Raw genomic sequence first — 20,836 nt, 5'->3', positions numbered from 1 at the left:
GTTTGTCCAATTGATAAGCTACTAATAATATTTTAATGAGAAAACGGTTGAGAGGATGAGATTTTCGATGTGGGAGAATAAGTTTGCAAAAGAAGGCTTAACGTTTGATGATGTTTTGTTAGTTCCAGCAAAATCCGAAGTGCTTCCGAAAGATGTTTCTGTAAGTACAACACTTTCAAAGACATTAAAGCTAAACATACCAGTCGTTAGTGCAGGGATGGATACAGTAACAGAGGCTAAAATGGCCATTGCTATGGCTAGAGAAGGTGGATTAGGCATTATTCATAAAAATATGTCGATTGAAGCCCAAGCTGAAGAAGTTGATCGTGTTAAAAGGTCTGAAAGTGGTGTTATTACAAACCCTTTTTATTTAACTCCAGAACACCAAGTATATGATGCTGAACACTTAATGGCAAAATATCGAATTTCAGGGGTCCCAATCGTTAGTGAAAGTATGAAATTAGTTGGCATACTTACGAACAGAGATTTGCGTTTTATTGATGATTACTCTATTACAATTGATACAGTAATGACGAAAGAAAAACTTGTAACAGCTCCTGTGGGAACAACATTAACAGAGGCAGAAAAAATTCTTCAAAAGCATAAAATTGAAAAATTACCTTTAGTCGATAATGACGGGATTCTCAAAGGTTTAATTACCATAAAAGATATCGAAAAAGTGATCCAATTTCCTAACTCAGCGAAAGATTCGCAAGGACGTTTAGTGGTCGGTGCAGCGGTAGGTGTCACTGCGGATACAATGGAAAGAGCGAAAGCGTTAGTCGAAGCAGGAGTTGACGCGATCGTCCTTGATACTGCTCACGGTCACTCTAAAGGCGTACTAGATAAAGTGAAAGAGGTAAGAGAAGCTTATCCTGAGTTAAATATTATTGCGGGCAACGTAGCGACTGCACACGCGACAAAAGATTTAATTGAAGCTGGAGCAAATGTGATTAAAGTTGGTATTGGACCAGGATCTATTTGCACAACTCGTATTATCGCTGGAATTGGTGTGCCACAAGTAACGGCAGTTTATGACTGTGCAACTGAAGCGAAAAAGCATGGTATCCCAGTGATTGCTGATGGTGGTATAAAGTATTCTGGGGATATTGTTAAAGCTTTAGCTGCAGGGGGACATGCAGTGATGTTAGGGAGTCTACTTGCAGGTGTCTCCGAGAGCCCAGGTGAACGTGAAATTTATCAAGGGAGACAGTTTAAAGTCTATCGTGGTATGGGGTCTCTTGGAGCAATGGAAAAGGGAAGTAAAGATCGTTATTTCCAAGAAAATAATCAAAAGCTCGTTCCAGAAGGCATCGAAGGTCGTGTCGCATATAAAGGTCCACTTCATGATACTGTCCACCAATTAGTTGGTGGAATTAGAGCAGGTATGGGCTACTGCGGTACAAAAACGTTAGATGATTTACGGGAGCATGGACAGTTTATAAAAATTACGAGTGCAAGCTTAAAAGAAAGTCACCCTCATGATGTCCAAATTACGAAAGAAGCGCCTAATTATTCATTGTAATGATAGTTATAAAGAAGTAGAAAAAATGTAATTGTTTCCAATAGACATGGCTATTGCCTGTCTATTTTTTTTTGATTAATTATGTTAAAATTACGTTTATGTGAGGTTGGAGAGGAGTATTTGAAGATGAATAAAAACGAAAATAAAAATAAATTTATTCAGTTTGTTTGTTTGCTTATTTTTATTAGTGTATTAAGTTTTGTACCGAATAAAGCTTTAGCTAATTTTGATTTAAATGTTGATTCAGCTATTTTAGTAGATGCTGAGACAGGAAAAATTTTATTTGAAAAAAATGCTGATGTTGAATTAGGTATAGCAAGTATGAGTAAGATGATGACCGAGTATTTAATTTTAGAAGCAATTAATGATAATAAGTTAACGTGGGATCAAACTGTCGAAATAAGCCCATGGGTAGCTCAACTTTCTCATGATGCAGGAGGTTCTAACGTATTTTTACAAGTTGATGGAACTTATACTGTTAGAGATTTGTATGAAGCTGTAGCAATTGAATCAGCCAATGCCGCTACAATAGCTTTAGCAGAGCTTCTTGGTGGTAGTTATACAAATTTTGTTAATATGATGAATCAAAAGGCTGAAGAAATTGGTTTAGAAAAATATCACTTCGTAAATTCAACGGGCTTACCTAACCGTTCTTACAGTGGTAATCATGCAGATGGAACGACGACTGACGATGAAAATCGTATGTCTGCTCGTGATACGGTGAAACTAGCCTATTATTTAGTGAACGACTTCCCAGAAGTATTAGAAACATCGAGCATTCCAATGAAGTATTTTCAGGGAGACGTAGTTACGGATAAATCATGGGAACAATGTTTAGAAGATTGGACATGTATGAAAAATTGGAATGACATGTTATATGGCTTGCCTCATTACTATCAAGGTTTAGACGGCTTAAAAACTGGTTTTACGAACTTAGCACGATACACATTTACTGGTACAGCCGAAAGAGATAATACTCGCCAAATTTCTGTCGTAATGGGCGCAGAAAGTATAGCTACAAGATTTGTCGAGACCGCTAAATTGATGGATTATGGATTTAATAACTTTGAAAAAATTGATTTGTTTAGCTCTTTAGAAGTACCGGTTGTTAAAGGAAAAGAAAGAGAAATTTCTATTTCTCCAAGTGAGCCATTAATAACGATTATTAAATCAGGTGAAGAAGAACTATATTCACCATACTTTGAATTGGATGAGGCTTTATTAGATGAAGAAGGCAATTTAGTTGCACCAATAGAAGAAGGTCAAGTGATCGGATGGTTTACTTACGATTATTCCGGTGATAATACATTCACATATCTTACTGAAGATGGACATAATAAAGAAAGAGTTACTATAGTTGCAGATCAGACCGTTGAAAAAGCAGGTTGGTTTTCTTTAACGATGAGAGCGATTGGCGGCTTCTTCTCTGGAATATGGACAAGCGTTGCTGATAGTGTGAAGGGGATTTTCTCTTAATTAATTTACAAATGAAAATTAAAAATTAAAAATTTTGAGGGTGGAGCTTCGTAGCTTAGCCCTCATAATTCTAAATTTTTAATTGTAAATTGTGAATTGTGAATTGTAAATTTAAAATTATCGTTCAAAATTGTCGAATTAGTGTTAAAATAATACAGATGAATAAGTAGTAAATTGTATTTACTTGACTGAATTTCATAATTACAAAAAACTAGCAACATCATTCTACATCTAGTCGAGAACGATTCAACTTAATTAGATGTAGCGTCCTAGTGGCGTTGAATAAGGATTATGAAATTCATCTACTTGATACTTTTATAAAATAAAGTACAATGTATAGTAAAGCAATACACATACTATAAGATTGCATAATTTGATAGGAGGAATTACATATGGTAAACACAGGTACAGATCGCGTAAAGCGTGGTATGGCTGAAATGCAAAAAGGTGGCGTAATAATGGATGTTATTAACGCTGAGCAAGCAAAAATAGCTGAAGAAGCTGGTGCAGTGGCTGTAATGGCTCTTGAAAGAGTGCCTTCAGATATTCGTGCAGCGGGCGGTGTGGCTCGTATGGCAGATCCAACGATCATGGAAGAAGTGATGGGAGCTGTTTCTATCCCAGTAATGGCAAAATGCCGTATTGGTCATATTGTAGAAGCAAGAATTTTAGAAGCTATGGGTGTAGACTACATTGATGAGAGTGAAGTTTTAACACCAGCTGATGAAGTTTATCATTTGTATAAACGTGATTTCACAGTACCATTTGTTTGTGGTGCCCGTGATATCGGCGAAGCAGCTCGTCGTATCGGTGAAGGTGCTTCGATGATCCGTACAAAAGGTGAGCCTGGTACAGGAAACATCGTTGAAGCAGTTAGACATATGCGTATGATGCAATCTCAAATTCGCAAAATTTTAGGTATGTCTACAGATGAGTTAATGACAGAAGCGAAGAACACAGGTGCTCCATTTGAAGTGTTACTTCAAATTAAGGAAGCAGGAAAATTACCGGTAGTTAACTTTGCTGCAGGTGGAGTGGCAACGCCAGCTGACGCTGCACTAATGATGCAGTTAGGTGCTGATGGGGTATTTGTAGGTTCTGGTATCTTTAAATCAGATAATCCAGAAAAGTTTGCTCGTGCAATCGTTGAAGCAACAACTCATTTTGAGGATTATGAATTAATTGCTAACTTATCAAAAGGACTTGGTACGGCAATGAAGGGAATTGAAATTTCAAGCTTAGATCCTTCAGAGCGTATGCAAGAACGCGGTTGGTAAAATTTTGCGCTTGCGCTTTTCTATAGAAAGGGAGTATTTCAATGGTTAAAATAGGAGTACTGGCTTTGCAAGGAGCGGTTCGTGAACATGTTAATTCTCTTATAGCCCCTGGTGTCGAGGTAGTTGTTGTAAAAAAAATAGAGCAACTCAATGATTTAGACGGTTTAGTATTACCGGGTGGTGAAAGTACAACGATGCGTCGTCTGATTGATAAATATGGTTTTTTTGAACCGTTAAAAGCATTTGCAAAAGCAGGAAAACCAATGTTCGGTACTTGCGCAGGCTTAATATTAATGGCCAAACAACTAGTCGGTCAAAAAGACGGGCATTTAGAAGTGATTGATATGGAAGTAGAACGCAATGCATTTGGCCGTCAGCGAGAAAGTTTTGAAGCTGAATTAATGGTCAAAGGAATTGCTGACGATATCATGGCTGTTTTCATTCGTGCCCCTTTAATTAAGGCTGTAGGTGAAGACGTTGAAATTCTTTCTAAATATAAAGGTGAAATTGTTGCTGTAAGACAAAATCAGTTTTTAGCTTGTTCATTTCATCCAGAATTAACGGCAGATGCTCGTTTTCATCAATATTTTGTCGACGTTGTTAAAGAAACGAAAAGTAAATGTTTAAATGTATAAGTTTTGGTTAAATATAAAGAAATAAATAAGTGGAAATGCAATGAAAGGAAATAGTAACATTGAGACTATTTACAGAGAGTCGATGGTAGGTGCAAATCGATATTAGTGCAGTGTGAATCCATCCTTGAGTAGATTATTGAACGAAGTGCTTGTACTTTTATTAGGTAATTCCGGTTCACCACCGTTACTAAGGTGCTAAGAGAAAGAGCAACTATTGATGCTCTTTAATTAGGGTGGCAACGCGGGTAAACTCTCGTCCCTTTATATTTTGGGACGGGAGTTTTTTATTTATTTTAGGAAATCGTTTAGAGAAGGCTCGGAATCATTCCTTAGCTTTTTTAAAACGTTATAATATTGAGTGAATTTCATAATTACCAAAAACGAGCCACATCACGCAATATATAGTTTGCGAATGGTTTTGGCGCAACTATATATTGACCTTAGTGGAGAGAATAATGAATTATGAAATTCATTAATTAAGAAAAACTAGGAGGTAATTCAATGTTAGATGTAAAGGTTTTAAGGACCAATTTTGAAGAAGTAAAAAAGAAACTTGAAAATCGAGGTGAAAAGATTGCCGATTTAGAATGCTTCGGTGAACTTGACCAAAAACGAAGAGAAGTGATTGCGCGTGCAGAGCAATTAAAAAGCCGAAGAAATACGGTATCCCAAGAAGTAGCGAAATTAAAACGGGAAAAACAAGATGCCGATCATTTAATAAAGGAAATGAAAGAAGTATCTGAAGAAGTTAAACAACTTGATGAACAGTTACGTGAGGTTGAAGGACAGCTAGAGGGAATTTTATTAACAATTCCAAATATCCCTCATGAGAGTACTCCAATAGGTTTAACTGAAGACGACAATGTTTGTGTTCGTACTTGGGGAGAGGTTCCTAACTTCGCATTTGAAGCGAAGGCGCATTGGGACATTGCCACAAACTTAAATATGTTAGATTTTGAACGTGCATCAAAAGTTACAGGTAGCCGTTTTGTTTTTTATAAAGGAAAAGGGGCGCGACTAGAGCGAGCGTTAATCAATTTCATGATGGATCTTCACCAAGACGAGCACGGTTATGAGGAAGTATTACCTCCATATTTAGTTAACCGAACTAGTATGACGGGGACAGGACAACTACCGAAATTCGAAGAAGATGCATTTAAAATTCGCGAAGAAGATTACTTTTTAGTTCCAACTGCGGAAGTTCCTGTAACGAATATGCACCGTGATGAAATTATTGATGGAGAACAACTCCCAATTACTTATACGGCATATAGCTCTTGTTTCCGTTCTGAAGCCGGTTCTGCAGGGAGAGATACGAGAGGGTTAATTCGCCAACATCAATTTAATAAAGTTGAGTTAGTAAGGTTTGTAAAACCTGAAGAATCTTATGAGCAGTTAGAGCTTTTAACAGGCCATGCGGAAAAAGTCCTGCAGCTGTTAAAGCTTCCTTATCGAGTGATGAGTATGTGTACTGGCGACCTTGGTTTTACAGCAGCGAAAAAATACGATATTGAAGTTTGGATTCCAAACTCCGATACGTACCGTGAAATTTCTTCATGTAGTAACTTTGAGGATTTTCAAGCAAGAAGAGCTAACATTCGTTTTAGAAGAGAAGCGAAAGGAAAGACTGAGTTCGTTCATACATTAAATGGTTCTGGACTTGCTATTGGTCGAACAGTCGCTGCCATTTTAGAAAATTACCAGCAGGAAGACGGCTCTGTAATAGTTCCAGAAGTGTTAGTGCCGTATATGGGTGGAGTATCTATTTTAAACTAATAATTTTAGTAGATTATTTTCGAAAATAAAGAGGCTTACCAGAAGTTTATCTGCTTACAATTGTAATGGCGGATGGGTTCTTGGGAGCCTCTTCTTATTTTATAATGAATCGAAACATAAAACGTTAGTTATGAGTAGTATTTTCAAATCAAGTTATCACTTCATATAAACTTCTGGTTTTTAAAATTACGAATGTATAAATATTAGATTATAAAAATAAAAAAATATAGAATTGAATTAACTGAAGGTGAAACATCCTAAATTATAGAGGGAAATAGAGCTATAAAAATTATAGAAACCAAAGGATGATGTTATTCTATGCATGGAAGGTAAATATTTATAAATTTTATTAGTATAGATTTGTATCATAAAATTTTTAATAAAGAGTCAAATAAGAACAACGAAAAAAGAAATATTAAATCATTTTATTTTGTAAAATGTAATATAGAACACTTTAAAAATAATTATCTGTAAATTCAAATTATTTTCTGTAATATTGTTGACATATAAAAAAAGATGTTGTAATATTCATTTAGTGGTAAAATTCATTATTTTCAAAAAACGTTTACCGTAATAAAGTTTTTGATAATATAGTAATTAATAGCTTTATAGATTACTATATTTGGTTCACTAAATAAGTACAAAAAAGCATGTTGATTAAGTTAGAGTTAGGTCTCTTTGTATCTCGCTATTATATGAAATATTGTTAAACTGCAGAATAAAGAGCCAAACTCTACATTAAATATTCAAAATTTTCTGAAGGGGGAAGTACATTGAAAAAGAAATCGCTTTTAATTTTGTTAAGTATGATTTTCATGTTGTCACTATTTTTAGTGGCGTGTGGAGGCCAGGAGTCATCAACCGATGAACAAGGTGGAGATACTTCGACACCAGCAGATGAAGGAACAGATGAGGGAACAGATGATGAGCCTGCAACAGAAGGACCTCAGTATGGTGGAGAAGTAGTGTTAGGATCATCTGGTGAGCCAGTATTATTTAATGCACACTATCACCAAGACTCAGCAAGTGCTGATAAAACTGACTTAATTTTTGCTGGGTTAATGCGCTCTAATGAAAACTTGGAAATGGTTCCTAGCATAGCTGTAGATGAACCTGTTATTTCTGAAGATGGAATGGAGTGGACATATACAATTCGTGAAGGTGTTCTATTCCATGATGGAGAAGAACTGACTGCTGAAGACGTAGTATTCACATATGAAATTTTCTTACATGAAGACTATACTGGTCCACGTGCTGGTAGTTTTACAGCTTTAGAAAAAGTAGAAGCGATTAATGATTATGAAGTTAAATTTACATTAAATGAGCCTGACGCTCGTTTCCCTACATTAATGAGCTACGGTATCTTACCTTATCATATTTTAGGTGATATTCCAATTGCTGATTTAGAAGACTACCGTGAGTTTAACATTGAAAAGCCAATCGGTGCTGGTCCGTTTGAATTTGTAAGCTGGACTCCAGGGCAAAACTTAGTATTAACTGCGTTTGAAGATTATTTTGAAGGTCGTCCGTACCTTGATAAAGTAACATTCCGTTTTGCCGCAGACTCAAATGCTCTAGTTTTATTAATGCAAACAGGTGATATTGATTGGATGGTTGCTCCACCAACAGAATTACCAACAATTGAAACATTTGATCATGCAAAGATTTCTAATACATTAGCCCTTCGTTATGACTATATTGGTTGGAACTTACAAAATCCATTGTTCCAAGATGTAGCCGTTCGTCAAGCATTAACACATGCGATTGATCGTCAAGAAATTGTAGAAACAATTATGGAAGGAAACGCTGAAGTTGCTCATGCTCCTGTATCTCCATTAAGTTGGGCTTACAACGATAATGTTGCTAAGTTTGACTTTGATCCAGAGAAAGCGTCGCAAATTCTTGCGGATGCTGGATGGGAGCCAGGTTCAGACGGAATTCTTGAAAAAGATGGTGAAAGATTCTCATTCACAATTCTTTCTAACGATGGTAACGTCGTTCGTCGTGACATCGGGATTATCGTACAACAGTATTTAGGTCAAATTGGAATTGAAGTTAGAGCTGAACAAATGGAATGGGGAGCTTTCTTAGACAAGATCAACCCACCGAACTATGACTTTGATGCTGTAGTATTAGCATGGGGTCTAGCTCTTGACCCAGATCCAAGTGCAATTTGGCATTCAAAAGAAATTGAGAATGGCTTAAATAACATTAGCTACCGTAATGATACGGTTGATGAAATTGCTGACAATAACACTTTAATCCTTGATCAAGATGAACGTGCAGCTGCACTAGCTGAAGTATGGGAAATCTTAGCTGAAGAGCAACCATACACATTCTTGTACTACCCAGAGCAATTCCTTGCATTAAATAAAGATATCGAAGGATTTACTCATCACCCACGTTCAAACATGTACCGTGTTAATGAGTGGTGGATTAACGAATAATAAAAGCTTAAGACAGGGGGAGACATTTGTCTCCCTTTTTGCTTTTTATAAATATTTCTACATGGAGTAACGAAGTAGTTTACTAAATGGACAGTAGACCAGAGCACCATTTTAAATATTCTGTCAATAAATTATATTGATATTATAAACGAACTGTTATTGGTTTTTCGGTTTCTTATGCTAATTTAGTAAAGTGAATAAATGCTTTTTAATTAACGGCGTTTTTATCGCGTTAAAGCGCCGAACTGAAAGGAATTTTCTATTTATTGACCCAATTCAAAAAAAAAGTGTAATATGATTGACACATTTGCTAAGTTGGTGTAATATTCAGTGTGTAGTGAAAAATTATTATTTTCAAAAAACAATTTTTCTTAAATTGTTTGAAAATTTTTTCTTTTGTAACAATAAAAGAAAATGTTAGATTACTAGAATGAGTCAATAAAATAGGTGGTGAATAGCAGCTGATGTCGACGTTGTTAGAAGTAAAAAACTTAAAAACCCACTTTTTTTCGAAAAATAAAGTTTTTCCAGTAGTTGACGGATTAGACTTTAACGTAAAAAAAGGTGAAACGTTAGCTATTGTTGGTGAATCAGGGTCTGGGAAGAGTATAACGTCTTTATCAATTATGGGACTTGTACCAAAGCCTGGTGGAAAGACAGTTGCTGGTGAAATTATTTTTGATGGTACTGATTTATTATCACTAAGTGAAAATGAAATGTATAAAGTTCGCGGAAATGATATTGCGATGATTTTCCAAGAACCGATGACTTCATTAAATCCTGTTCTAACGATCGGTGAACAAATTACAGAAGTTTTAATTTACCATAAAAAGATCTCAAAAAAAGAAGCTAGACAAAGAGCGGTTGATTTATTAAAAATCGTAGGTTTTGCACGAGCTGAAGAAATCTTAGATGATTATCCGCACCGGTTGTCAGGTGGAATGAGACAAAGAGTAATGATTGCGATGGCAATGAGTTGTGATCCGAAACTATTAATTGCCGATGAGCCTACGACAGCATTAGATGTGACTGTTCAAGCGCAAATATTAGAGCTAATGAAAGACTTATCTCATAAATTTGACTCATCTATTATATTAATCACTCACGATTTAGGAGTTGTAGCAGAATTAGCTGACCGCGTTTTAGTTATGTATGCTGGTCAAGTCGTTGAGGAGTCTGAAATCGTTCAACTATTTGATAACCCATTACATCCATATACACAAGGTCTATTAGGGTCAGTGCCGAAAATTAATGAAGAACAAGAGCGTTTATCGTCAATCGGTGGAAATGTTCCTTCTCCTGATAATTTTCCGAAAGGCTGTCGATTCTCTACCCGTTGTCCGCATGTTATGGAGAAATGCATAGAAAATCAACCTGATCTAATCGAAGTTTATCCAGGTCGTAAATCACGTTGTTTCTTGCATGAGGAAGGAGATAGCTAAGATGAGCACTGCTACTTTAAATGATAGCAAGACTAATAATGATGCAAAATCGGATATTTTATTAGAAGTTAACGGTCTGAAAAAGTACTTTCCAGTAAAGTCTGGAATTCTTCAAAAGACCGTGGGACACGTCAAAGCGGTTGATGATGTTAGCTTCTTTATAAAAAAAGGAGAAACATTTGGCCTTGTAGGGGAGTCTGGTTGCGGAAAATCGACGGCAGGAAGGTCGATCATTCGTTTATATGAACCAACCGATGGACAAATTCTTTTCGATGGAGAAGATATATCATATTTAAAAGAAAAACAGTTGAAACCTTATCGGAAAGATATTCAAATGGTGTTCCAAGATCCGTTTTCTTCATTAAATCCAAGAAAAACAGTTGGAACGATTTTAGAGGAACCATTTCGAGTTCATAATTTATATACGAAAGCGGAAAGAAAAGAGCGAGTTGAACACCTTTTAGATCGTGTTGGGTTGATGCCGCAATTACGTGATCGTTATCCCCATGAATTCTCGGGTGGGCAACGACAAAGAATTGGGATCGCTCGCGCATTAACACTTAATCCTAAATTGATTATTGGAGATGAACCGGTATCCGCACTGGACGTTTCCATCCAATCGCAAGTTTTAAATATTATGAATGACTTGCAAGAAGAGTTTGGATTAACGTATTTATTTATCGCGCATGACTTATCAGTCGTTAAACATATTTCAGACCGTATTGGTGTTATGTATTTAGGTCGTATGATGGAAGTAACAGATAAAAGGACCTTGTACAAAAATCCGATGCATCCATATACACAAGCATTACTTTCGGCGATACCAAAATCGCATCCAAGTGAAGTGAAGCGTGAAAGAATTATTTTAAAAGGTGATGTACCAAGCCCATCGAATCCGCCAAAAGGTTGTGTATTCCATACACGTTGTCCGCAGGCGATGGATCATTGTAAAGAAATTGTACCTACGTTGAAAGAGTTAGAGCCTGGTCATTTTGTTGCTTGCCATTTATATGAATAAATATAGTGGCAAACAACTAGAGTCCAACTCTACATTAAATAATCAAAACATACTAAAGGGGGAAATAACTTTGAAAACAAAAAAATCACTACTCGTATTGTTAAGTATGATTTTCGCGTTATCACTATTTTTAGTAGCTTGTGGCGGAGAAGACACAGCTACAGACACGCAAGATGAAAGTTCAACTCCATCAGACAATAACGATGGAGACACTACTGAAGAAGCTACACCTGGAGAGCCTCAATACGGTGGAGACTTAGTATTAGGTACTTCTGGTGAGCCAGTTATTTTTAATGCAAACTATCACCAAGATTCAGCAAGTGCTGATATAACAGACTTAGTGTTTGCTGGTTTAATGCAATCTAACGAAAATTTAGAAGTTGTTCCTAATATGGCAGTTGACCAACCAGAAATTTCTGAGGATGGTCTAGAGTGGACGTACACACTTCGTGAAGGTATTCTTTTCCATGATGGTGAAGAAGTAACTGCTGAAGACGTAGTGTTCACGTATGAAATTTTCTTACATGAAGATTACACTGGTCCTCGTGCTGGTAGCTTTACAGCTTTAGAGAAAGTTGAAGCATTAAATGATTATGAAATTAAGTTTACATTAAATGAGCCAGACGCTCGTTTTGCAACATTAATGAGCTATGGTATTTTACCGTATCATATTTTAGGAGATATTCCTATTGCTGACTTAGAAGACTACCGTGAGTTTAACATTGAAAATCCAATTGGTTCTGGTCCATTCGTATTTGAAAGCTGGACTCCAGGACAAAACATTAAACTTACTGCTTTTGAAGACTACTTCGATGGTCGTCCATATGTTGATACAGTAACATTCCGTATTGCATCTGATGCAAACGCATTAGTATTATTACTTGAGACAGGTGACATCGATCACATGATCGCACCAACAACTGAATTAGCAACAATTGAAACTTATGACCATGTTAACCTTTCAAATGTATTAGCTTTACGCTATGACTATATTGGTTGGAACTTAGATCGTCCATTATTTGAAGACGTTCGTGTTCGTCAAGCATTAACAATGGCAATTGATCGTCAAGAAATTGTTGAAACAGTAATGGAAGGTAATGCTGAAGTTGCTCATGCACCAGTATCTCCATTAAGCTGGGCATACAATGATAATGTACCAACATTTGATTATGATCCAGAGGGCGCTGTAGCTTTATTAGAAGAAGCTGGTTGGACTCCAGGTGATGATGGAATTTTACAAAAAGACGGTGAAAGATTGTCATTCACAATCCTTTCAAACAGTGGTAACGTTGTTCGTCGTGACATCGGGATCATTACTCAACAATACCTTGGTCAAATCGGTGTTGAAGTAAAAGCTGAACAAATGGAGTGGGGAGCGTTCCTAGATCAAATTAACCCTCCAAACTTTGACTTTGATGCAATTGTAATGGCTTGGGGCTTAGCTCTTGATCCAGATCCAAGTGCAATTTGGCACTCAAAAGAAATTGAAAATGGGCTTAACAGAAGTGCTTATAGAAACGATCGTGTAGATGAAATTGCAGATGCTAACACGAAAATTCTTGATCAAGCAGAGCGTGCAGCAGCACTTGCTGAAGTATGGGAGATTTTAGCTGAAGAGCAACCGTACACGTATTTATTCTACCCAGAGCAATTCGTAGCAATGTCAAAAGACGTACATGGATTTACACATCATCCACGTGTAGATATGTACAAAGTGCACGAATGGTGGTTAGATCGTTAATTTTCAAGTGATGTAAGGAGCTAAGGGGGCGCGAGCGTCCCCCTTACATTCCTTATACTTTTAAAGACTATAACTTTATATAACCTTGTTATAGGTTTTATAAGTATAAGAAAAACGAAGGCGCTCGCTTAGGAACTTGGCGATAAGCCAAGTTTTTCTGTTAAATCCAAAGTGAAGGAGTAAAGAAGATGACGACGTATATTATTCGACGACTAATAATGATGATTCCGATCCTGTTTGGAATTTCAGTTATCTCCTTTGCCATTATGTATGCGGCACCGGGAAAACCAACAGTAATGGATTTAGATCCAGATATTTCGGTAGAAGCACGTGAAGCACAAATGGAGAGATTAGGTTTAAATGACCCGCCTCATATTCAATATATTAATTGGATGAGCAATGTTGTAAAAGGTGATTTCGGTACATCATTTACGAAAAAACAACCAGTTCGAGACATGATTGCCGATCGTTTACCCAATACACTAATATTAATGATCTTTTCAACAATATTAGCAGTGATTATTGCGATACCGTTTGGGGTGCTATCAGCGACTAAACAGTATTCAAAATTAGATTACGGGGTTACAATTACGTCATTTTTAGGACTAGCTACCCCTAACTTTTGGTTAGGATTAATGTTAATTATGCTGTTTTCCGTCCAGTTAGGCTGGACACCAGTAGGTGGAGTTTCTACATTAGGTGGAGAATTTAATTTGTTAGACCGACTTCACCATTTAATATTGCCAGCCATTGTTTTAGCAACGGCGGATATGGCAGGTCTGACTCGTTATACACGATCTAGTATGTTAGAAGTTATTAATCAAGATTACATCCGAACAGCAAGAGCAAAAGGCTTCCGAGAGAAAACGGTTATTTATAAGCATGGATTACGCAACGCACTAATTCCGATTATTACGATCTTCGGGTTAATGTTACCTACATTTATCGGTGGTTCAGTAATTGTTGAACAATTATTTAGTTGGCCAGGTATTGGGCATTTATTCATTAGTGCTACTTTTGAGAGGGATTACCCTGTCATTATGGCGATTACGATGTTCGGTGCTGTACTAACCGTTATTGGTAACTTAATCGCAGACATTCTTTATGCTGTATTAGATCCAAGGATCGAGTATTAGGAGGTAGTGAAATGGGAAAACCTGAATTAAATCTACCGAACGAGAAAGGTGAAAAGCGGATTGAACAAACGTTAGGGAAAAGACGTTCGCTTTTATCGATTATCGTTGCGAAGTTTTTACAAAATAAATTAGCCGTCTTTGGCTTAATCATGTTAACTATAATAGTAGGTACTGCACTCTTAGCACCTTGGATCGCACCACATGATCCAGATTTTCAAAACTTACGAAACCGCTTAGCGGCACCTAGTGGAGAGTTTTTACTCGGTACGGATCACTTAGGACGTGACATTTTAAGTCGTCTTTTATATGGTGGACGAGTATCATTATTCGTAGGGTTTGTAGCGATGGTTGGTGCGGTAACGATTGGAACAACTGTTGGTGCAGTTGCAGGATATTTCGGTGGATTAGTCGATGCATTTTTAATGCGTTTAGTAGATATCATCATTTCGTTCCCGAATATCTTCTTATTAATTACTCTTGTTGCGGTACTAGAACCGAGTCTTGATAAATTAATTATGGTATTTGCCTTCTTGAGTTGGACTGGTACAGCACGTTTAGTACGTGGAGAGTTTTTAACATTGAAGAAGCGGGAGTTTGTATTAGCGGCTCGCACGATCGGCATGTCGAATACAAAGATTATTTTTGGTCAAATATTACCGAGTGCGATGGGACCAGTTATTGTAGCTGCGACACTTGCTGTCGGTGGATTTATTTTAGCTGAGTCAGCGTTGAGTTTCTTAGGTTTAGGTGTTCAACCACCAACATCAACGTGGGGGAACATGTTGACGTACTCGCAAAGTGTAACGATTTTTAGAACCGCTTGGTGGTATCCAACCTTCCCAGGGGTAATGATTTTACTTACAGTATTATCATTTAACTTTGTTGGTGACGGTTTACGTGATGCTCTAGACCCACGTGTTATTGAAAAATAAAAATTATATTAACAAAAATAGCTTACCGTTTTTATACGGCAAGCTATTTTTTTTATTGTTCAAAATGACCAAAACATTGGTGGCCCTATTGAATAGTGATATAAGTGATAAAAACAGACATTTTTGTTATATAGTAAATTGAGCGCGCGCTCAGTAAGTGTGTGTGCAGCTTAATGAGTGCAAAGAGAAAAGTGTATTCTGAGAAGAACAATCTTTTATTGTTGGAATGATTGATAGTACAGGATTCGACACAATGTGGCAAACATTACATAGTAGAAATATCACTACAGAAGTAGTGTTTAAAGATAAATTGTGATAATATTATATTAGAATAATAAATATATTTGATCGAAAAATTAAAATTAAGAAAAAATTAAAATTTTTCAGTTAAATTATTTGTTATATTAAAATAATAACACTAAAGCGCTTTCAAGTGTCAAAGTGTTTTAAAGAGCGTCAAGATAATGATTTTTCAGCAAATTCAACCAAGTGAAAAAATGACAAATTATTATTATTGACATTTTTGTTACATTAATATAACATTTTAGACGTTCCTATTAAATTTAAAATTCTATCAACTTGTAGCACAGTAGTTATGACAAATGATTTTATAATATAATTGACGTCTTAACTTTAAAGTAAGACTAATAGTTAAATAGGCTATAAGCTTAAATTTTATAAAGGTGGTGACAGCTTAAGATGTCTACATTATTACAAGTTAAAAACTTAAAGACCCACTTTTTCTCTAAAAATAAAGTCTTACCAGTAGTTGACGGAGTAGACTTTGAAGTGAAAAAAGGTGAAACTTTAGCCATTGTTGGTGAGTCGGGATCAGGTAAAAGTATAACGTCACTTTCAATTATGGGCCTTGTGCCAAAACCAGGCGGTAAAACGGTTGATGGGGAAATTATTTTTGATGGGACCGATTTACTGCAATTAAGTGAAAATGAAATGTTTAAAGTCCGTGGGAATGAAATCGCTATGATTTTCCAGGAACCGATGACATCTTTAAACCCTGTACTAACAATTGGTGAGCAAATCACGGAAGTCCTTATTTACCATAAAAAAATGTCGAAAAAAGAAGCAAGACAAAAAGCGGTTGAATTATTGAAAATCGTTGGTTTTGCACGAGCTGAAGAAATCTTAGATGACTATCCGCATCGACTTTCTGGTGGTATGAGACAAAGGGTAATGATTGCGATGGCAATGAGCTGTGACCCAAAACTATTGATTGCTGATGAGCCAACAACAGCTTTAGATGTAACGGTTCAAGCACAAATTTTAGAGTTAATGAAAGAGCTTTCCGAAAAGTTCGACTCTTCGATCATATTGATCACTCATGATTTAGGTGTAGTTGCTGAATTAGCTGATCGTGTAATCGTTATGTATGGAGGCCAAGTAGTTGAGGAAACAGGTATTGTTGAGTTATTTGACAATCCACTACACCCTTATTCTAAAGGTTTACTAGGTTCGGTTCCGAAACTTGATGAGGAAAAAGAACGTTTGTCATCTATTGGAGGTAATGTTCCTTCTCCTGACAACTTTCCAAAAGGGTGTCGTTTCGTCACACGGTGCGAACATGCGATGGAAAAATGCTTAACAGAGCAACCGGAATTAAAAGAAATTTACCCAGGGCGAAAGTCACGTTGCTTTTTGCATGATGAAGGGGGTAATGAATAATGACAGTTGAAACGTTAGCAAAAAATCAACCTAGCGTAAAAAATGATAAATCTGATATTTTATTAGAAGTTAATGGGTTAAAAAAATATTTCCCGGTGAAAGCTGGGATCCTTCAAAAAACAGTTGGGCACGTTAAGGCGGTTGATGACGTTAGTTTCTTTATTAAAAAAGGTGAAACTTTCGGCCTTGTTGGGGAGTCTGGTTGTGGAAAATCTACAACAGGTAGAACGATTATTCGTCTATACGAACCAACAGAAGGAGAAATTATTTTTGATGGACAAGATTTATCTGGTTTAAAAGAAAAGCAGCTCAAGCCTTATCGTAAAGATATTCAAATGGTATTCCAAGATCCTTTTTCATCGTTAAACCCAAGAAAAACGGTAGGAACAATATTGGAAGAGCCGTTCCGAGTACACAATTTATATTCGAAGGCCGAAAGAAAAGAGCGTGTTGAGCATCTTCTAGACCGTGTTGGCTTAATGCCACAATTACGCGATCGTTATCCTCATGAGTTCTCAGGTGGACAACGTCAAAGAATTGGTATTGCCCGTGCTTTAACACTAAATCCGAAGCTTATTATTGGTGACGAACCAGTTTCAGCGCTAGACGTATCGATTCAATCACAAGTATTAAATATTATGAATGATTTACAGAAAGAGTTTGGATTAACGTATTTATTTATTGCTCATGACTTAGCTGTAGTAAAACACATATCTGACCGTATCGGTGTTATGTATTTAGGTCGAATGATGGAAGTAACTGATAAGAGGACGTTATATAGTAACCCGTTACACCCTTATACTCAAGCGTTACTTTCTGCGATTCCGAAATCGCATCCAAGTGAAGTGAAGCGTGAGAGAATTATTTTAAAAGGGGACGTACCGAGTCCTTCAAATCCGCCAAAAGGCTGTGTTTTCCATACGCGTTGTCCACAAGCGATGGATCACTGTAAGGAAGTAGTTCCAGAATTAAAAGAGTTAGAACCTGGGCACTTTGTTGCCTGTCACTTATATAATTAATCACTTAGTGACATTCTAAGCAAGACAAACTATTTTATCTTTAGGAGGAAACACCATTGAAAAAGACAATTTTTGCTTCAATTAGTATGATTTTCATGCTGTCTCTATTTTTAGTTGCTTGTGGTGGCGGTACAGACGCTCCAGATCAAACAGGTGGCGATCAAGATACAGCTGAACAACAACCGGTAGGTGACCCACAATACGGTGGTAATATGATTTTAGGTACTTCAGGTGAGCCTGTAATTTTAAATCCGCTTTACCATACAGATTCAGCGAGTGCAGATATTACTGATTTAGTATTTGCTGGACTTATGCAAACAAACGAAAACTTAGAGATGGAACCTTTAGTTGCAAAAACTCAACCAGAAATTTCTGAAGATGGTTTAGAGTGGACGTATGAATTAAACGAAGGTATTTTATTCCACGATGGCGCTGAGTTAACAGCTGAGGATGTTGTTTTCACTTACAACGTTTTCATTCATGAAGACACAACAAGCCCACGTGCAGGAGACTTTAGATCATTAGTAAATGTAGAAGCTTTAGATGAATATACAGTGAAATTCACTTTAGCTGAGCCAGATGCTGCATTTGCTACACGAGTAACTTACGGAATTCTTCCTAAGCATTTATTAGAAGATATCCCTGTTGCTGACTTAGAAGATTACAGAGAGTTCAATATGCAAAATCCAATTGGTACAGGTCCTTTTAAATTTGTTAGCTGGACTAGTGGACAAAACTTAGTATTAGAAGCTAATGAAGAATATTTTGAAGGTCGTCCATACCTTGACAATGTAACATTTAGATTTGCTTCTGATTCAAATGCATTAGTATTATTACTTGAAACTGGTGACATTCACCATATGATAGCACCAACATCTGAAATTGGTACAATTGAACTTTATGACCATGTAAATCTTCACTCAACATTAGCTTTACGTTATGACTATCTTGGTTGGAACTTAGACCGCCCATTATTTGAAGATAAACGAGTTCGTCAAGCGATTACACACGCGATTGACCGTCAAGAACTTGTAGAAACAATTATGGAAGGTAATGCTGAAGTTGCCCATGCACCAGTATCTCCATTAAGCTGGGCATACAATGATGATGTTCCTAAGTTTGAGTATGATGTAGAAAAAGCTAAACAATTATTAGCTGATGCGGGTTGGGAGCCAGGTTCAGACGGAATCCTTGAAAAAGATGGTGAAAGACTTTCATTTACTATCCTTTCAAACAGTGGTAACGTTACTCGCCGTGATATCGGTATTATTACACAACAATACCTTCGTGAAGTAGGAATTGAAGTTAAGCCTGAACAAATGGAGTGGGGTGCGTTCTTGGATCAAATTAACCCACCAAACTTTGATTTTGATGGCGTAGTTATGGCGTGGGGATTAGCAACAGACCCTAACCCAAGAGCAATTTGGCATTCTGACCAAATTGAAAATGGTTTAAACAGAAGTGCGTATCGAAACGACGAGGTAGACAGAATTGCTGATGAAAATACATTAGTTATGGATCAAGCTGAACGTGCAGCGATGCTTGGTGATGCATTTGCGATCATTGCTGAAGAGCAACCATACACATTCTTATACTACCCTTATCAATTCGTAGCTTTATCAAAAGAAGTTCAAGGTTTTACACATCACCCACGTATTGACATGTACAAAGTTCACGAATGGTGGTTAAACCAGTAATAGAAAATTTGCAAAAGGTTAGGGGGAATAATTAATTCCCTCTAACTCCTTGCAACTAATGAAAGTAAAGGAGGAAGAAGATGACGACTTATATTATTCGCCGACTAATTATGATGATTCCAATTCTTTTTGGAATATCAGTTATCTCCTTTGCAATTATGTATGCAGCCCCAGGTAAACCGACGGTTATGGATTTAGATCCAGACATTTCGGTTGAGGCGCGTGAAGCACAAATGGAGAGATTAGGTTTAAATGACCCTCCGCATATTCAATATATTAATTGGATGAGTAATGTGGTTAAAGGGGATTTTGGAACTTCATTTACAAAGAAACAACCTGTAAGAGATATGATTGCAGATCGTTTACCTAATACTTTAATTCTTATGATTTTCTCAACTATATTAGCAATAATTGTCGCGATACCATTTGGGGTACTTTCAGCTACCAAACAGTATTCAAAGTTAGACTACGGTGTGACGATGACCTCGTTTTTAGGACTAGCAACGCCTAACTTCTGGTTGGGATTAATGCTAATTATGTTGTTCTCAGTTCAATTAGGTTGGACACCAGTTGGTGGTGTTTCTACACTTGGTGCAGATTTTAGTTTACTAGATAGGCTTCATCATTTAATTTTACCGGCAATTGTTTTAGCAACAGCTGATATGGCGGGACTCACTCGTTATACGCGTTCAAGTATGTTAGAAGTTGTTAAACAAGATTATATTAGAACGGCTCGTGCTAAAGGTTTCCGTGAAAGTACAGTTATTTATAAACACGGTTTACGTAACGGATTAATTCCAATCATTACAATTTTCGGTTTGATGTTACCGACATTCATTGGTGGATCGGTAATTGTTGAACAATTATTTAGTTGGCCAGGGATTGGTAAATTATTTATCGATGCAACATTTGAAAGGGATTATCCAGTAATCATGGCGATTACAATGTTTGGAGCAGTATTAACGGTAATTGGTAACTTAATAGCAGATATTTTATATGCAGTACTAGATCCAAGGATCGAATATTAGGAGGTGG

The 20,836-nt window shown here is 36.7% G+C and carries 15 protein-coding genes and 1 other annotated feature; all 15 genes read left to right on the top strand.

The window, feature by feature from the left end:
- Positions 1-67 precede the first annotated feature (67 nt).
- The 15 genes from guaB (at position 68) to BKP35_RS04550 (ending at position 20,829) form a co-directional block, all read left to right on the top strand.
- Positions 68-1,525, top strand: a complete 1,458-nt coding sequence (guaB, locus tag BKP35_RS04620; protein ID WP_071312184.1) for an IMP dehydrogenase — start codon at positions 68-70, stop codon at positions 1,523-1,525.
- Positions 1,526-1,651: 126 nt separating this feature from the next.
- On the top strand, positions 1,652-3,001 hold the full coding sequence (locus BKP35_RS04615) for a D-alanyl-D-alanine carboxypeptidase family protein (protein WP_071312183.1): 1,350 nt from the start codon (positions 1,652-1,654) through the stop codon (positions 2,999-3,001).
- A 392-nt stretch (positions 3,002-3,393) separates the two neighbouring features.
- The gene (gene pdxS / locus BKP35_RS04610; RefSeq protein WP_071312182.1) at positions 3,394-4,278 is read left to right on the top strand and encodes a pyridoxal 5'-phosphate synthase lyase subunit PdxS; all 885 of its coding nucleotides are present in this window, start codon (positions 3,394-3,396) and stop codon (positions 4,276-4,278) included.
- Between the two features lie 41 nt (positions 4,279-4,319).
- Positions 4,320-4,913 carry a pyridoxal 5'-phosphate synthase glutaminase subunit PdxT gene (gene pdxT, locus BKP35_RS04605; protein ID WP_071312181.1) on the top strand — a complete coding sequence of 198 codons (594 nt, stop codon included), beginning with the start codon at positions 4,320-4,322 and terminating at the stop codon, positions 4,911-4,913.
- A gap of 31 nt (positions 4,914-4,944) precedes the next feature.
- Positions 4,945-5,177: a binding site (T-box leader), on the top strand.
- 237 nt (positions 5,178-5,414) lie between these two features.
- A complete protein-coding gene (gene serS, locus BKP35_RS04600; protein WP_071312180.1) occupies positions 5,415-6,689 on the top strand; it encodes a serine--tRNA ligase in 1,275 nt (424 codons plus the stop codon).
- A gap of 773 nt (positions 6,690-7,462) precedes the next feature.
- On the top strand, positions 7,463-9,136 hold the full coding sequence (locus BKP35_RS04595; RefSeq protein WP_084031435.1) for a peptide-binding protein: 1,674 nt from the start codon (positions 7,463-7,465) through the stop codon (positions 9,134-9,136).
- Between the two features lie 464 nt (positions 9,137-9,600).
- The gene (locus BKP35_RS04590) at positions 9,601-10,578 is read left to right on the top strand and encodes an ABC transporter ATP-binding protein (RefSeq protein ID WP_071312179.1); all 978 of its coding nucleotides are present in this window, start codon (positions 9,601-9,603) and stop codon (positions 10,576-10,578) included.
- 1 nt (position 10,579) lies between these two features.
- On the top strand, positions 10,580-11,596 hold the full coding sequence (locus tag BKP35_RS04585) for an ABC transporter ATP-binding protein (protein WP_071312178.1): 1,017 nt from the start codon (positions 10,580-10,582) through the stop codon (positions 11,594-11,596).
- 70 nt (positions 11,597-11,666) lie between these two features.
- The gene (locus BKP35_RS04580) at positions 11,667-13,337 is read left to right on the top strand and encodes a peptide-binding protein (protein WP_071312177.1); all 1,671 of its coding nucleotides are present in this window, start codon (positions 11,667-11,669) and stop codon (positions 13,335-13,337) included.
- A 188-nt stretch (positions 13,338-13,525) separates the two neighbouring features.
- Positions 13,526-14,473 (top strand): ABC transporter permease, encoded by a 948-nt coding sequence (locus tag BKP35_RS04575; protein ID WP_071312176.1) that lies wholly within the window; start codon positions 13,526-13,528, stop codon positions 14,471-14,473.
- 11 nt (positions 14,474-14,484) lie between these two features.
- Positions 14,485-15,405 (top strand): oligopeptide ABC transporter permease, encoded by a 921-nt coding sequence (opp4C, locus tag BKP35_RS04570; RefSeq protein ID WP_071312175.1) that lies wholly within the window; start codon positions 14,485-14,487, stop codon positions 15,403-15,405.
- Between the two features lie 699 nt (positions 15,406-16,104).
- Positions 16,105-17,085: an ABC transporter ATP-binding protein gene (locus tag BKP35_RS04565; protein ID WP_071312174.1), complete on the top strand. Its 981-nt coding sequence runs from the start codon at positions 16,105-16,107 to the stop codon at positions 17,083-17,085.
- Positions 17,085-18,104, top strand: coding sequence for an ABC transporter ATP-binding protein (locus BKP35_RS04560; protein WP_071312173.1), 1,020 nt, complete (start codon positions 17,085-17,087; stop codon positions 18,102-18,104). Before BKP35_RS04565 ends, BKP35_RS04560 begins: the two co-directional genes overlap by 1 nt.
- A 56-nt stretch (positions 18,105-18,160) precedes the next feature.
- Positions 18,161-19,801: a peptide-binding protein gene (locus BKP35_RS04555; RefSeq protein WP_245741849.1), complete on the top strand. Its 1,641-nt coding sequence runs from the start codon at positions 18,161-18,163 to the stop codon at positions 19,799-19,801.
- Positions 19,802-19,881: 80 nt separating this feature from the next.
- Positions 19,882-20,829, top strand: a complete 948-nt coding sequence (locus BKP35_RS04550) for an ABC transporter permease (RefSeq protein ID WP_071312172.1) — start codon at positions 19,882-19,884, stop codon at positions 20,827-20,829.
- Positions 20,830-20,836: the final 7 nt, after the last annotated feature.

The organism is Anaerobacillus arseniciselenatis, assembly GCF_001865995.1.
GTDB lineage: Bacteria > Bacillota > Bacilli > Bacillales > Anaerobacillaceae > Anaerobacillus > Anaerobacillus arseniciselenatis.
The sequence above is the reverse complement of the archived record's forward strand: the minus strand, read 5'-3'. Positions and strand labels throughout refer to the sequence as shown.